The organism is Halomonas sp. McD50-4 (assembly GCF_022348135.1).
Taxonomy (GTDB): domain Bacteria; phylum Pseudomonadota; class Gammaproteobacteria; order Pseudomonadales; family Halomonadaceae; genus Vreelandella; species Vreelandella piezotolerans.
On the sequence record NZ_JAKRFG010000015.1, the window covers coordinates 67,204 to 81,456 of the forward strand.

Consider the following 14,253-nt stretch of genomic DNA (forward strand, 5'->3'; position numbering starts at 1 on the left):
CCAGAGGTTTTATTTTTAATAATTGATTTTGAACTATTATCACGAATTTACCGGGCACCTAACCAGTGAATAGCTATAAAAAAGCGCCGCTCTCTTCAGAGCGGCGCAGGCGTGAACAGAAAGAGAGTCAGGCTCAATCGCTATTTGAAGACCACGTTGGCGACATCTCTATAGCGATTGGCAAAATGAACGGTCATGCCCTCTTTGAGATAGTCGGGCAACTCCTCGTAATCACGACGGTTGGCCTCAGGAAGAATCACCTCGAAGATATCGCTTCGGCGCGCGGCGATGACCTTTTCACGAATGCCCCCTACCGGTAGCACTTGCCCCGTGAGCGTCAGCTCCCCGGTCATGGCCAGCGGCCGGTCGATGGCCTGGTGTTTGGCCAATGATAACAGCGCCGTCGTCATGGTCACGCCAGCAGAGGGGCCATCCTTTGGCGTGGCGCCTTCAGGCACGTGCAGGTGCACGAACGCCGAGTCGAAGAAGTCGGCATCCGCACCATACTCGGCCAAGTGACCCAGTGTGTAGCTGTAAGCAATGTTGGCAGACTCTTTCATGACATCGCCCAATTTGCCTGTCAGCTTGAAGCCGCGATCCAGCGAGTGCACTTTGCCCGCTTCGATAGGGAGCGTCGCGCCGCCCATGGAGGTCCAGGCAAGCCCCGTCACCACGCCTTCGCCTTTGAGCACTTTCTCTTTGCGGAAAAGCGGAGCACCAAGAAACTCTTCGAGGTTCTTCACCGAAATTTTGACGGTCTCGATATCCTCTTCCAGCAGTTTCACCGCCGCTTTGCGCACGATACGGTGGAGCTGCTTTTCCAGTTGGCGAACGCCAGCTTCACGTGCATACCCCTCGATGACCTGCTTGAGAGCGGCATCGCTGAGGTTGATACGTTTCTTCGGCAGGTTGTCGCGTTTTAGCAGCTTCGGCCAAAGGTGGTGCTTGGCGATTTGCAGCTTCTCTTCGGCGATGTAGCCCGACAGACGAATTTGCTCCATACGGTCCAGGAGCGGGCCAGGAATGCTATCCAGGGTGTTGGCCGTGCATACGAAGAGCACCTTGGACAGATCCATGCGTACGTCGAGGTAGTGATCCAAAAAGTCGACGTTCTGCTCAGGGTCGAGGACTTCGAGCAGGGCCGACGCGGGGTCGCCTTGGAAGGACTGACCCAGCTTGTCGATTTCGTCGAGCATGATGACCGGGTTCTCGACCTCGACCTCCTTGAAAGCCTGGACCAACTTGCCGGGCATCGCCCCTACGTAGGTGCGACGATGGCCTTTGATCTCGGCCTCATCGCGCATGCCGCCCACGGAGAAGCGGTAGAACTCGCGACCCAGCGCCTCGGCAATGGAGCGGCCAATGGAGGTTTTCCCCACCCCTGGCGGGCCAACCAGCAGCACGATGGAACCGCCCACATCACCTTTGAAGGTGCCTTCGGCCAGAAATTCGATGATGCGCTCTTTGACATCTTTCAAGCCGTCGTGATCGCGGTCGAGGATTTGACGAGCATGGGCAAGATCCAGCTTGTCCTGGCTGGTGACACCCCAAGGCAACGAGGTCAGCCAGTCGAGGTAATTACGCGTGGTGCCGTATTCTGGGGAACCGGTTTCCAACACGCTGAGCTTGTTCAACTCCTCATCGATGCGCGCCTGCACCCGCTCGGGCACCACCAGGGCTTCCAAGCGGTTTCTGAACGTATCGACATCGTTCTCTCGATCGTCTTTAGAGATGCCCAGCTCACGCTGAATGACCTTGAGCTGCTCGCGGAGGAAAAACTCCCGCTGACGCTCCTGCATCTGCGCGTTGACCTGCTCGCTGATCTCGCTTTGCAGTTGAGCCACATCGATCTCTTTGCGCAGCAGCGGCAGCACTTTGTGCATTCGCTCCGCCACTGGCAGCGTGGCCAACACATCCTGAAGCTCGGGGCCTTTGGCCGACGTAATGGCTGCAGCGAAGTCGGTCAGCGGTCCTGGCTGGTGGGGGCTGAAACGGTTCAGGTAGTGTTTGAGTTCCTCACCGTAGAGCGGATTGATCGGCAGCAGTTCCTTGATGCCGTTGATGATCGCCATGGCGTAGGCACGGGTCTCTTCGTCTTCGGCATTGACCGGCTCTTTGGGGTAGGTGACTTCCACCAAGTACGGCGGTTCTTTGGAGAGCCATCGCTGAATTTTAAAGCGCTGGAGTCCTTGGGCAATGAACTGGATTTGCTGATCTTCGCTTTTGAGCTTGTGCACCTTGACGGCGGTACCAATCTCAGGAAAACCGTCGTGATCCAGGGAGTCGACGCCCTGCTCACCCACGAACGCGACACCAATGGTGTGGTGCGGGGTGTTGCCAACGCGACGCATGGTCTCTTCCCAGCGTTCGCGGTTGATGACCAGGGGCTGCACCTGGGCGGGGAAAAAGGGGCGGTTATGAATCGGAAGCAAGTAGATGCGCTCGGGCAACATATCGCTGGCGGGCACGAGCGAACTTACCCGCTCACCGTCCGAACGGTAGGCCTCGCCGTGGGCGCTCTGCTCTTGAGCGTCCTGTTCCTGTGACTCAGCATCGGTGAGCCAATCTAGGGGTTCTTGATCGCGGTCGTAATCCTGGTCGCTCATGCGCCCTCCATCAACAGTAGCCTGCGGCCGTTGCCGCTTTGTATGTTGAAAGGAATGTGGGCAGGGTGGGAAAACTTCAACCCTAAAAGCGTTTTACCTAACTCTCGTTAGGCGGCCACAACGATGGCATGGGTCGACCGTTGACGCGCCATACGCCTCGAATCACGTCGAACTGCAGTTCACGGGTGCCCAGTGGTAAGCCCAGCCAGAGCGCTGCCACGGTAGGCGCATCGTGCCACACGAAGTCACCATCGATGCGCTCGATCCAGCGAGCGCGTTCGACTGGCTTATCCAGTGACGTTACGCTCAGCTCTTCCAAGCGACGTGCATCGAAGAACAGGGCCCCCTCGGCATTGACTTGCAGCCCCAATAACGGGCTGTCCAAGGCGATGGTGGTGATATCGAGGCGCGGAGAGTCACTCAATACTTGGCGCAGGTCGGGCTCCAAGCGAGCCAATAACCCTTCTGCCATGGGCAAGCTAGTGTCTCCCCAGGCGGCCTCTTGGCGCAGTCGACGAATCGTTTGCCGAACGGCATCCCCATTCAAACGCGAGAGTTCTGCCTCGATACGACCATTCAGGAGCGGGGTGTCAGGCGCTTCACTCGGCACATGCACGTCGCCGACGACCAGCTCGCCTTTTAGACGAAGCTCGCTCTCATCCAGCTCCATGTGACTATGGAGATCCAGAGGCGCTACGTTGATGTCGTAGGCAGGGTAATGCAACGCTAGCTGCTCGATGTGCAGATGGTCACGCTGGGCAAAGTGGTAGGCATCGTCGATGTAGGTATAGCGACTTTCCAAGGTGGCGGGACCCAGCGTGAGTTGTGATAGGCCGTCGGTCAGGGTGAGCTGATCGAGCAGTCCACGCAGGCGCCAATCCCCAAACACGCCTTCCAAGCGTACTCGGGCACCGCGAACCTCCAGCTCGCGCCCGTTTTGCTGAATGACGAAGGGAGCAAGTGCCAAGCGCAGCTCGGTATGACCACTCAAAGTTTGATAGCGGCCCTGCCAACGGGGGACCGACGGTGCCGAGACTTCACCCACCGCCTTTTGTAGCACGCTATCCAAGCGCGGCAGCAGCGTGCCTTCGACATCGGTACTCAACACCCCGTGTCGTGCTCGGTAGGTGAGCTCTAGACGCCAGGGGCGTCCCAGCAGCGGCGAAAGAATCAGCCGCCCCCGAGAAGTGAGCCATCCTTGTCGATTCTCTACCTGGCTAACACGCCACTCGCCGCGTGCCTCTAGATCTTCGAGCGCCTGACGGAGACTGCGCTCGAAAAGCACGCTGGATAGCAGTTGCGCGACCATCCACACGACGGCAATCGTCGCGAGAACAGGCACGATCAAACGTTCCTTGCGCATGCTATCTCCTTGAACGGCCCCTCAACGAGACCTGATTCCACGCCACCCGTCGATCAATGCAGCCAAAACCACAGGTGCATGGTACTCCAGGCGTAAATCCCTGCCATGACATCGTCGATCATGATGCCAAACCCACCGGCCACTCGGCGGTCAGCCCAGCGAATGGGCCACGGTTTAAAGACATCGAAAATGCGGAACACCACGAACCCCCACAGCGCCGCTTCCCAGGAGAATGGCACGGCGGCCATGGTAATCCAATAGCCAACGAACTCATCCCAGACGATCCCCGAATGATCGTGCACACCCAGATCGTGGGAGGTTTTGTCACATAGCCAAACCCCAACGATAAATGCGGCCAGGACGATCCCCAAGTACCAACCGAGGGAAAGGTCGGCCATCATCCAGTAGAAGGGAATGGCCGCCAACGTGCCAAACGTGCCCGGCGCCCAAGGCACCGTCCCGCTGCCCAAACCGAAGGCAAAAAAGTGAGTGGGGCGTCGCCAAACGCTCGCTGGTGCACGGTTCATGATGCACCCCCTCGGAAGTGCTGCCAGCCCGTCGCTCTGCCGTCAGGCACGCCCGTCACGCCCAACGTCTCCGTGCAGCGACCAATCACCCTCAGAGACAGGCCGCTCTCGGCCAGTTTAGCAACCGCCTTAGTGACTTGATCGGGCGGTAGCGTGACCAAGAGTTCGTAATCGTCTCCTCCGGAGAGCGCTGCCGTCAGGGCTTGCTCGTGGCCGAGGCACTCGACCAGTCCCTCGGCCAGCGGTAGCGACTCGGGGGCCAGGTCGACCCCCACGTGAGACGCCTCTCGCAGGTGGGTCAAATCCGCCAACAAGCCGTCGGAGATGTCCATCGCCGCCGTCGCCACTCCGCGCAGAGCGATGCCGGCGTCGAGCCTTGGCTGTGGCATGAGGTAGCGCTGAAGCAACGGATGTGCGAGGTCTCGCTCACCGCGTTGCCACAGCGCTAGCCCGCCCGCGCCGCCGCCTAGCGCCCCGGTTACCGCCACGACATCGCCTGGACGGGCGCCTGACCGGGTCATTGCTGATCCTGCAGGCACTTCGCCCATGACCGTAACGCCGATACTCAACTCACCGGACGTGACATCGCCGCCCGCCAGCACCGTGGCATGCTGCTGGCAAAGCGCATGGAACCCCCTCGCGTAGCGGGACAGCCACTGTTCCGCATGAGCGTCATCCTCGAAGGCGCGCTGGTCGAGCGTCAGTGCCATCAAGCACCAGCGCGAGACGGCTCCCATGGCCGCCAAATCGCTGAGGGCCACCGCCAACGCCCGGTGACCGACTGCCTGAGCCGGCGCATCGTGAGGGAAGTGTACGTTCACCACTGACGTGTCAACGCTCACTGCCAGCTCTTGGCCGGCCTGAGGCATCAATAGGGTGGCGTCATCGCCGCATCCTAGGGCAACGCCATTCGTCGCTTGCGCCTCCTGCGGCGACATAAAGAAACGTCGAATCAGATCGAATTCGGCAAGCACAAAGGCCCCTTAAACGCTTGATCAGCCCCCTCCGCTTACAAGCGGCGGGCGCTGACTTCGGCACTTCGTAAGCGGTTGGCTAGCTTATCGAGAATGCCATTCACGTATTTATGGCCGTCGGTGGCGCCAAATGATTTTGCCAGCTCAACGCCTTCGTTAATCACTACGCGGTAAGGCACTTCCATTCGCCGGGAGAGCTCGTACGCTCCCAAGCGAAGAATGGCCAGCTCTACCGCGTCCAAATCTTCCAGGCGGCGATCCAACAACGGGGCGATTTCGCGGTCCAGCTCGGTTTTGAAGCGCACCGTGTTGTGTAAAAGCTCATGGAACAGCGCTTTGTCGGCGATTTCCATGACCTTGACCCAGTTCTCGTGATCTTCGAGATCGTCGTCGGCCACCTGACTGCGAAATTCCGCTTCGATGCTGGTAATCGATTTACCGGTCATCTGCCATTGATAAAGCCCTTGTACCGCTAACTCCCTGGCGGCGTGACGCCCCTGCTGTGCGGCTGAGGGCTTGCGCTCACGACGCTCACTCATTGCGAATCTCCCACCGGCAGGGCACGCAGTAGAGAGACCATTTCCATCGCCGCCATGGCCGCCTCAGTGCCTTTGTTACCCGCCTTGGTGCCGGCACGCTCGATGGCCTGCTCGATGGACTCGACGGTCAGCACACCGTTGGCTACTGGCGTATCGAACTCCAACTGAAGATGATTGATGGCCGTGTTGCAGCCCCCCGCCACGTACTCGAAGTGCGGTGTGCCGCCGCGAATGACGGCGCCAAGCGCAATCACCGCATCGGGCTTCATCACGTTGAGCACGCGCTTGACGGCTAGGGGCAGCTCCCATGCACCGGGGACGTGAACGATGTGGATGTTTTCCATGTCCACACCGTGGCGCGTCAGACTGTCGACGGCACCTTCTACCAAGCTATCCACGACGTGGTGATTAAAACGACCCACCACGATCACGTAGCGCCCATCGACGTCTACGAAGGTACCTTCAATTTGCGAAAGGGATTGCATCGATTTATTCCTGCTGAAAAGTTGGCTCGTCGGCCGTGTCATTGGGCCCCAGCCGCTCGACCACTTCTAGGTCGAACCCAGAGAGCGCTGAGAACTTCCACGGCGAGCTGAGTAGGCGCATTTTACCCACGCCGAGATGGCGTAGAATTTGCGAACCCGTACCAATCGTTAAATAATTGCCAGAGCCATCAGAGTCGCTGGTGCGCGGCTGACGCACGCGATCCAGATAGATATCTAGCTGATCCTTCAAATCTTGATGTGGCCGCCCGTCATCGATCAGTACGAACACCCCGGCAGGCGCCTGGGCAATCTGTTCGATGGCGCGGTGAGCATCCCAACGGCATTGATCGCCCTTCATCAGCCCCATCACATCGCGCAGGGTATCGGCCAAATGCACGCGCACGGTAGTGGCCTGCTCGGGTGTGGGCTGCCCGTTCACGAGCGCGAGGTGGTGAGCGCCCTGAATACGATCACGGAACACATGCAGCGCCAGCTCACCATGGACGGTGGTCACTTGCGTCGTTTCTACGTGATCTACCGTTTGTTCGTTGACGATCCGGTAGTGAATCAAGTCGGCGATGGTGCCCATCTTGATATCGTGTGCTTTGGCAAAGGCCTCTAACTCAGGGCGGCGGGCCATACTGCCGTCATCGTTCATGATCTCACAAATGACGCCGCTGGGATCTAATCCGGCCAGCGCGGCTAAATCGCAAGCGGCTTCGGTATGGCCTGCGCGACGCAGCACGCCACCGGGTTCGGCCATCAGCGGAAAAATATGCCCTGGCTGAACGATATCCGTCGGTTTGGCATTCGGCGCAACGGCGGCTTGCACCGTACGGGCGCGGTCGGCGGCTGAAATGCCGGTGGTGACCCCTTCGGTCGCCTCGATCGAGAGCGTGAATTTGGTGCCAAAGCCGGAGCCGTTATCGCGCACCATGAGCGGCAGATTGAGCTGCTCGCAGCGCTCACGGGTCATCGGCATGCAGATCAGGCCGCAGGCATAGCGCGCCATGAAATTGATATGCTCTGGCTTCACCATTTCGGCGGCCATGATGATATCGCCTTCGTTCTCGCGATCCTCATCGTCCATGAGAATCACCATTTTGCCCTGGCGAATGTCGTCTACCAGCTCAGCGATGGGGGATAAACCCTCTGAAGAGGAGTGCGCCATGGAATCTCCAAAAATTAGGCTCGCATCGTATGCGAATTCGGGCGTCAGGGTACCTTGCAATGACGGCTTGCGCTAGTCAGCGTGCGGGGCGGCTATGATCCACCAGTCGTTTCCCACGGTTCGCGACTCGAGGATCGTCAAGCGCTTTTGATCGGCCATCTGGGTCATTCCCGGCAGGGAAAACAGCGGTCTTGCCTCGCCGCCCAGCAATGTCGGCGCGACGAAAAGCTGCATTTCATCGACCAGGCCGGCTTCCAGCAGCGCGCCCGCAAGCGTCGCTCCCGTTTCTACTAAGAGTTCGTTCACCTGCTCATTATCTGCCAGCCAGCGCAGCATGTCAGCCAGTGCAATGCGCCCGCCTTCGGCAGGCAGCACGTGAATCTCGGCCCCGGCCTGCGCCAACCGGTGCCGTTTCTCTTCGCTGTGCTGGTCAGTGGTGATGATCAGCGTGCGCCCGGGCTCGCGCAGACACGCTGCCGCCAGAGGAAGACGCAGGCGAGAATCAAGAATCACTCGCAGGGGTTGGCGCTGGGTGATGTCGTCGGCGTTGCCCAAGGCTAATTGGTCGGCCCGCAGCGTCAACCGGGAGTCATCCATGATGAGCGACTCTACGCCGCTCAGGATGGCGCTCGACCGCGCCCGCAGGCGCTGCACCTGCGTGCGCGCCTGGGGCCCGGTAATCCATTGCGACTCACCTGAGCCCATCGCGGTCCGACCATCCAAGCTCATGGCCATCTTCAGCCGCACAAAGGGACGGCGGCGCACCATGCGCGAGATGAAGCCGGGATTGAGCGCCCGGGCGTCGGCTTCCAGCAAACCTACCTGCACGTCGATACCGGCGGAGGCCAAGTGTGCGATACCGCCACCGCTGACCTGGGGGTTGGGGTCTTGCATCGCGATCACCACGCGACGGACACCCGCCTTGGTCAGGGCCACGGCACAAGGGCCCGTGCGCCCCGTGTGAGAACACGGCTCTAACGTGACGTACGCCGTCGCGCCCTGTGCAGCGTTGCCTGCCGCTTGAAGCGCATGAATTTCGGCATGAGGTTCCCCAGCCCGCACGTGATACCCCTCCCCCACGATGCGAGCGTCTCCATCGCTATCGAAGCGCACGATCACGCACCCCACTCTTGGGTTAGGGTCGGTGGTGTAAAGCCCCCGCTTGGCCAACTGAATCGCGCGGGCCATGTAGCGATGATCGGCAGTGGAGAACTCACCCATCATGACGCTCCGTTCGGTGATCCCTGCCCGGCCGGCTCATCGGAGGGCTCTTGGGAGAGCCGATCGATTTCAGCACGAAACTCATCCAGGTCCTGAAACTTGCGGTATACAGAGGCAAAACGAATGTAGGCCACTTGGTCGAGGCTACGTAACGCTTTCATGACCGCCTCGCCCACCTCCCGGGCGTTCACCTCACGGTCACCACGTGCGCGCAACGTTTGACGAATGCGCTCTACCGAGGCTTCGATCGCCTCGGCACTGACCGGGCGTTTTTCCAGTGCGCGAAGCATCCCCGCACGTAGCTTTGCTTCATCGAAACTCTCGCGAGAGCCGTCGGACTTCACCACCCGCGGCATGATCAACTCAGCGGTCTCGTACGTCGTAAAACGCTCATGGCAGCTGGCGCACTGGCGGCGTCGGCGCACCTGGTCACCCTCTGCCACCAGCCTGGAATCCGTCACTCTCGTATCGTTTGCACCACAAAAAGGGCAATGCATGGCAGTCAACCTATTATCAGTACGCACTAAAACCAGTACGTGCAGCGTGTCAGCCTGAACGAAGGGACGCAGCGTCACGGTGCGTGCTCTACGAGCCCTTCGCTATTTTGTAAACTGTTTTATCGCCAGCTGTCGGCGGTAGCCGACCCGCCGAGCTATCGTATGGCGGTGTTATACAGCCCCTATCTCGACGTATTGTAACGATTTGGCACACAAGCTGCAGCGTTTGTCGAAGGATGATTGAAAGGACGCCCGTTATGACCGCTTTCGAAAAGACCGTTCACCACTACCTCACCCAGCTATACGGCCCGCGCGCAGGGGAAGTGCAGCGGCGAATAGGTCAACACGTCGCGCATTTTCGCGGGGGAGCAAACGCTGCACCGACCGTTAACGGTCAATCTGTCGATGCACCAATGTGGAGCGAAAAGGATCAGTGGGTCATCTGTTACGGCGACTCGATCGTCGATGAAGGAACGCCACCGCTAGCCGTGCTGGATACGTTTTTGCAACGTTATCTGGGAGACACCGTCAGTGGGGTTCACGTGCTGCCCTTTTTCCCTTGGAGCAGCGACGACGGCTTTTCGGTGATTCATTATCGTGAGGTCAATAGTGAGCTGGGCGCGTGGTCGGACGTCCAAACCCTAGCCAGCCACTACGACTTGATGGCTGACTTGGTACTCAACCATGTCTCCCGAGAGTCGCTCTGGTTCGTCGACTATCTCACCGGTAGCCTACCCGGGCGCGACTATTTCATTGAGGTGGATCCTGACACGGACGTTTCCCAGGTCACCCGCCCGCGCAGCAGCCCGTTATTGGTGCCGATCTCGACGCGTCGCGGCACCCGCCACGTATGGGCTACCTTTTCGGAAGATCAAATCGATCTCAACTTCGAAAACCCGGACGTGCTGCTCGAGTTCGTGGGCATTTTGCTGTTCTACCTGCAGCAAGGCGTACGCATCATTCGCCTGGATGCAGTGGCCTTTCTATGGAAACGGCTCGGCACCCCGTGCATCCATCTGCCAGAGACCCATACCGTCGTGCGCTTACTGCGCGCTATCGTGGATGAGGTGGCGCCTGGCACGCTATTGATTACCGAAACCAACGTGCCACACGCCGAAAACATTAGCTACTTCGGCTTGGAGCGGTTGACGCAGGGCACTCCCGACGAAGCCCACATGGTGTATCAGTTCGCCCTGCCCCCGCTTTTACTGCATACCCTGACCCGCGGGGAAGCGACGACGCTACAAACGTGGTTGAACAGCCTCCCGGTACTGCCGCCGCAGTGTACCTACTTGAACTTTACCGCCAGCCACGACGGTATAGGTGTACGGCCTCTTGAAGGCCTGCTACCCGACCACGAGCGTGACGCGCTGCTGGAATTGATGCACCGCTTTGGTGGGTTTGTCAGCATGCGCAGCAATCCTGACGGCAGCGACACGCCCTACGAGATCAATATCACATGGTTCGAGGCGATGCGCGGCACCCGCCGTGGCCCGGACCCGTGGCAAATTGCACGCTTTCTCTGCAGCCAAGCGATCATGCTCAGCTTGCAAGGGATCCCTGCGCTCTATATCCACACGCTCACCGGCACGCTGAACGATGTGGAAGGTGTGGAACGTAGCGGCCGCCTGCGCTCGATCAACCGCCGACGCTGGCAGCTCGATGAGCTTGCCTTGTTATTAGAAAGCCCCGCCACCCCGACTCATGACGTTTTTCATGCCCTGCATCGGCTGCTGACACAGCGTCGCCAAGAGCCTTGTTTCCACCCCAACGCCCCGCAGCGCGTGATCGACACTCCCCCTGAGCTGCTCGCCCTCGAGCGTGGCCCCCTGCCTAACGGTCGACGCCTACTCGCGCTCTATAACGTGACCGATGGCAAGGTCGATCTCACTCACGCAGGGGATGCCCTCCATCAAACGCTTACTCAGCATGACTGGCAGCCGATCGGCAGTGCGAGTACTCACCATGACGCGACGCTGCCACCCTATGCCGTGTGCTGGCTGGTGGCTGACGCTTGACGCTTGACGCTTGCGACATAACGACTCAGGCATCCATGATCGTCACTCTTACATAATCATCCGCTGCGATACTGTGTGACGATCATGTCACGAGGCAAGGAGGCGCGAGTGCCCCACGCCGTTTTACTAAAAGGATTATGCGATGTCATGGGTTTCATTAAAAAGTCTCGGTCGTGTCAGCCTGCTGGCCGCGACAGCTAGCACTGCCGTTGTCAGCTTCGCTGACGAGCTGCCCGCGCCCATTCAGGCGCTCGCCAACCAGGGTTTGACGATTCATGGTCAGTTCGATGCACCGGGCGGAATGCGCGGCTTTGGGGCCAGCGTGCAAGGGCAGGACATGGCGATTTATCTCACCCCCGATGGAGAGCATGCGATCATTGGCACGCTGGTCGACGGTGAAGGCACCGACCTGACTGAGGCCCAGCTCGATGAGCACGTACGAGCGCCGCTAGAAGCCGACACGTGGGCGCTGCTCGAAGAGAGCCACTGGATCCAGGATGGCAACCCGGATGCGCCACGCGTCATCTACACCTTTACTGACGCCAACTGCCCTTATTGCCGCCAACTATGGCAACAAACCCGCCCATGGGTAGAGGCTGGCAAGGTCCAGCTGCGCCATATCATGGTGGGTATTCTAGCCCCCAATAGCCCGGCACTCGCCGCCACGATACTGGGCGCCGAGGACCCATCCGCCGCGCTACATCGCCATAGTGAGGGGGATGAACTCTCCCCCAGCGCACAGCCACGAGACATCGAAGAGCAGGTCTACGACAACAATCAACTCTTCGAACAGCTCGGCCTCTACGCCACTCCCACCAGTGCGTTTCAACGCGAAACCGACAGCGGCACGGTCCGCATAGACCGTATTCAAGGCCTACCCAGCGACGAGCGCTTCATCGAAATGATGGGTAGCGAAGCGCCATGAGAGCGTCGATGCGGCTGGTATTGCTGCCCATTTGGCTAGCGGGACAGCCGCTGAGCAATGAACCAGCCCAACACCATGGCCGCCAACAGCGCGAGCAGCGGCAACGTTGCTCCGCCGATGGAGGCGATCGCAGGACCAGGGCAGTAACCCGATAGCCCCCAGCCCACGCCAAACAGCGCCGCGCCGCCTAACAATTTGGCGTCTAGCTCTTGCTTGCTCGGCAGTTGGAAGTGGGTGCCAAACAGCGGCGTGCCGCGAGCGAAGACCACGCGATAGCCCACGAACGTGGTGCCGACGGCGCCACCCAGTACGAACATCAACGTCGGATCCCAGGCACCAGCCACATCCAAAAAGCCGAGCACGCGCGCGGGGTCGGTCATCCCGGAGATCGCGAGTCCTACACCGAACAGCAGGCCAGCGAGATATCCCGCCGCTGTTTTGACCGCTGGAACCCTCATGCTCCACCTCCCATGACATGGCGAACCACATAGACCGTCGCGATGGCCGCGACCAGGAAGGTGACGGTGGCCGCCATCGACCGAGGTGCCAAACGCGCCAAGCCACATACGCCGTGACCGCTGGTACAGCCACTGCCAAGTCCCGTGCCTACCCCTACCAGCAGGCCTGCCAACAGCATGAGCGGCACGCCGCCTGCGGGTTCACCGATCACCGCACCGGGGACGCCTGCCACGTTACCCAGCCCGCCCCCGGCCGCCATCACCAGCAACGGGCCGCTGACTAGCCCAGCCAAGAACGCCATGCGCCACGCGCTGTCTCCTCTCGGGCGCTGGGTCATCAGCCCTCCAATGATGCCGCTAATACCGGCAATACGGCCCAGCGCCCCCATTAGCCATACCGCTGAGAGGCCTATCAACACGCCTCCCATCAACCCTTGCAAACTTGCCAACCCATTGGCTGTTTCATTCATGACTGATGATCTCGCCTTCTACTTTCCAACATCAAAACCGGTTGATCGGCACTTTTAAATACACTTGCCCGTCATCTTCTGCTGGGGGCATTTCCCCCGCCCGCATATTGATCTGCACCGAAGGAATGATCAGGCGCGGCATACCTAACGTGGCATCCCTCTCGGTACGCATCTTGACGAACTCCTCTTCGCTAATGCCGTCATGCACATGGACGTTCGCTCGGCGCTGCTCGGCCACGCTCGTCTCATGTTGATAGTGCTCACGTCCAGGTGCTTGATAGTCGTGGCATAAAAACAGCCGCGTTTTTTCGGGTAGCGCCAGCACTTTCTGAATGGATTGATAGAGCGTGCGTGCGTCGCCGCCGGGGAAATCGCAGCGCGCGGTACCGTAGTCCGGCATGAACAAGGTATCCCCCACAAACGCGGCGTCGCCTATCACGTAGGTCAGACAGGCGGGCGTGTGGCCCGGCGTGTGCAGCACCCGCCCTTCGAGCCCACCAATGGCGAAGACATCGCCCTCTTTGAAGAGCGCATCGAACTGGCTGCCGTCTCGGGCAAACTCCGAGCCTGCATTGAAAGCCTTACCGAATATTTCCTGCACATCGACGATATGGGCACCAATACCGGTCTTGCCGCCTAGCGCCAAGTGTAGATAGGGGGCCGCCGACAGATGATCGGCGTGTACGTGCGTTTCTAAGATCCATTCCACCGTCAACCCCTGGCGGCGCACAAAGGCGATGATCTGCTCCGCCGAGCGAACGTCGGTGCGGCCAGCGGCGTAATCGAAGTCCAGTACGGAGTCGATGATGGCGCACGCAGCACTGTCGGGATCTTGCACCACGTAGCTGAATGTATTGGTAGGTTCGTCGAAAAAGTGGGTCACGATGGGGCGTTGCATCGAGAGCCTCCCATTGATGGATAACTATCGTTGAGTACGTGCCCTGAGTGTAGCGCAAATAAAGTTATATATTTATATCATTAAAGAATTAATAGTGCTTT

General features: G+C 59.6%; 14 protein-coding genes. 2 read left to right on the top strand and 12 right to left on the bottom strand.

Features of this window, described 5'->3' with window-relative positions:
• Nucleotides 1-140 precede the first annotated feature (140 nt).
• The 9 genes from lon to nrdR form a co-directional block, all read right to left on the bottom strand.
• Nucleotides 141-2,606 (bottom strand): endopeptidase La, encoded by a 2,466-nt coding sequence (lon, locus tag MHM85_RS15970; RefSeq protein ID WP_153842740.1) that lies wholly within the window; start codon nucleotides 2,604-2,606, stop codon nucleotides 141-143.
• Nucleotides 2,607-2,703: 97 nt separating this feature from the next.
• Entirely contained in the window at nucleotides 2,704-3,969 is a 1,266-nt protein-coding gene (locus tag MHM85_RS15975; RefSeq protein WP_139526980.1) for a DUF945 family protein, read from the bottom strand.
• Between the two features lie 53 nt (nucleotides 3,970-4,022).
• A complete protein-coding gene (locus MHM85_RS15980; protein ID WP_139526979.1) occupies nucleotides 4,023-4,496 on the bottom strand; it encodes a phosphatidylglycerophosphatase A in 474 nt (157 codons plus the stop codon).
• Nucleotides 4,493-5,470: a thiamine-phosphate kinase gene (gene thiL, locus MHM85_RS15985; protein WP_153842739.1), complete on the bottom strand. Its 978-nt coding sequence runs from the start codon at nucleotides 5,468-5,470 to the stop codon at nucleotides 4,493-4,495. The genes MHM85_RS15980 and thiL overlap by 4 nt, the downstream gene beginning before the upstream one ends.
• 35 nt (nucleotides 5,471-5,505) lie before the next feature.
• The gene (gene nusB, locus MHM85_RS15990; RefSeq protein WP_139526977.1) at nucleotides 5,506-6,009 is read right to left on the bottom strand and encodes a transcription antitermination factor NusB; all 504 of its coding nucleotides are present in this window, start codon (nucleotides 6,007-6,009) and stop codon (nucleotides 5,506-5,508) included.
• Entirely contained in the window at nucleotides 6,006-6,494 is a 489-nt protein-coding gene (ribE, locus tag MHM85_RS15995; protein ID WP_139526976.1) for a 6,7-dimethyl-8-ribityllumazine synthase, read from the bottom strand. Before ribE ends, nusB begins: the two co-directional genes overlap by 4 nt.
• 4 nt (nucleotides 6,495-6,498) lie before the next feature.
• Complete coding sequence (ribBA, locus tag MHM85_RS16000; protein ID WP_139526975.1) at nucleotides 6,499-7,665, bottom strand: bifunctional 3,4-dihydroxy-2-butanone-4-phosphate synthase/GTP cyclohydrolase II; 1,167 nt, start codon at nucleotides 7,663-7,665, stop codon at nucleotides 6,499-6,501.
• 72 nt (nucleotides 7,666-7,737) lie between these two features.
• Nucleotides 7,738-8,886 (bottom strand): bifunctional diaminohydroxyphosphoribosylaminopyrimidine deaminase/5-amino-6-(5-phosphoribosylamino)uracil reductase RibD, encoded by a 1,149-nt coding sequence (gene ribD / locus MHM85_RS16005; protein ID WP_139527244.1) that lies wholly within the window; start codon nucleotides 8,884-8,886, stop codon nucleotides 7,738-7,740.
• A complete protein-coding gene (gene nrdR, locus MHM85_RS16010) occupies nucleotides 8,886-9,383 on the bottom strand; it encodes a transcriptional regulator NrdR (RefSeq protein ID WP_139526974.1) in 498 nt (165 codons plus the stop codon). The genes ribD and nrdR overlap by 1 nt, the downstream gene beginning before the upstream one ends.
• A gap of 257 nt (nucleotides 9,384-9,640) precedes the next feature.
• Here nrdR and MHM85_RS16015 point away from each other — a divergent pair, with 257 nt between their 5' ends.
• Together MHM85_RS16015 and dsbG are read left to right on the top strand one after the other, a co-directional pair.
• Entirely contained in the window at nucleotides 9,641-11,401 is a 1,761-nt protein-coding gene (locus MHM85_RS16015; protein ID WP_219861290.1) for a sugar phosphorylase, read from the top strand.
• 142 nt (nucleotides 11,402-11,543) lie between these two features.
• The gene (gene dsbG, locus MHM85_RS16020) at nucleotides 11,544-12,326 is read left to right on the top strand and encodes a thiol:disulfide interchange protein DsbG (RefSeq protein ID WP_139526972.1); all 783 of its coding nucleotides are present in this window, start codon (nucleotides 11,544-11,546) and stop codon (nucleotides 12,324-12,326) included.
• A gap of 35 nt (nucleotides 12,327-12,361) precedes the next feature.
• Here dsbG and MHM85_RS16025 read toward each other — a convergent pair whose 3' ends face one another.
• Genes MHM85_RS16025 through MHM85_RS16035 form a run of 3 tightly spaced genes read right to left on the bottom strand, consistent with a single transcriptional unit; the run spans nucleotide 12,362 to nucleotide 14,152 of the window.
• Nucleotides 12,362-12,784 carry a DUF6691 family protein gene (locus MHM85_RS16025; RefSeq protein ID WP_139526971.1) on the bottom strand — a complete coding sequence of 141 codons (423 nt, stop codon included), beginning with the start codon at nucleotides 12,782-12,784 and terminating at the stop codon, nucleotides 12,362-12,364.
• On the bottom strand, nucleotides 12,781-13,254 hold the full coding sequence (locus MHM85_RS16030; protein ID WP_139526970.1) for a YeeE/YedE family protein: 474 nt from the start codon (nucleotides 13,252-13,254) through the stop codon (nucleotides 12,781-12,783). Before MHM85_RS16030 ends, MHM85_RS16025 begins: the two co-directional genes overlap by 4 nt.
• A gap of 31 nt (nucleotides 13,255-13,285) precedes the next feature.
• The gene (locus tag MHM85_RS16035) at nucleotides 13,286-14,152 is read right to left on the bottom strand and encodes an MBL fold metallo-hydrolase (RefSeq protein WP_139526967.1); all 867 of its coding nucleotides are present in this window, start codon (nucleotides 14,150-14,152) and stop codon (nucleotides 13,286-13,288) included.
• Nucleotides 14,153-14,253: the final 101 nt, after the last annotated feature.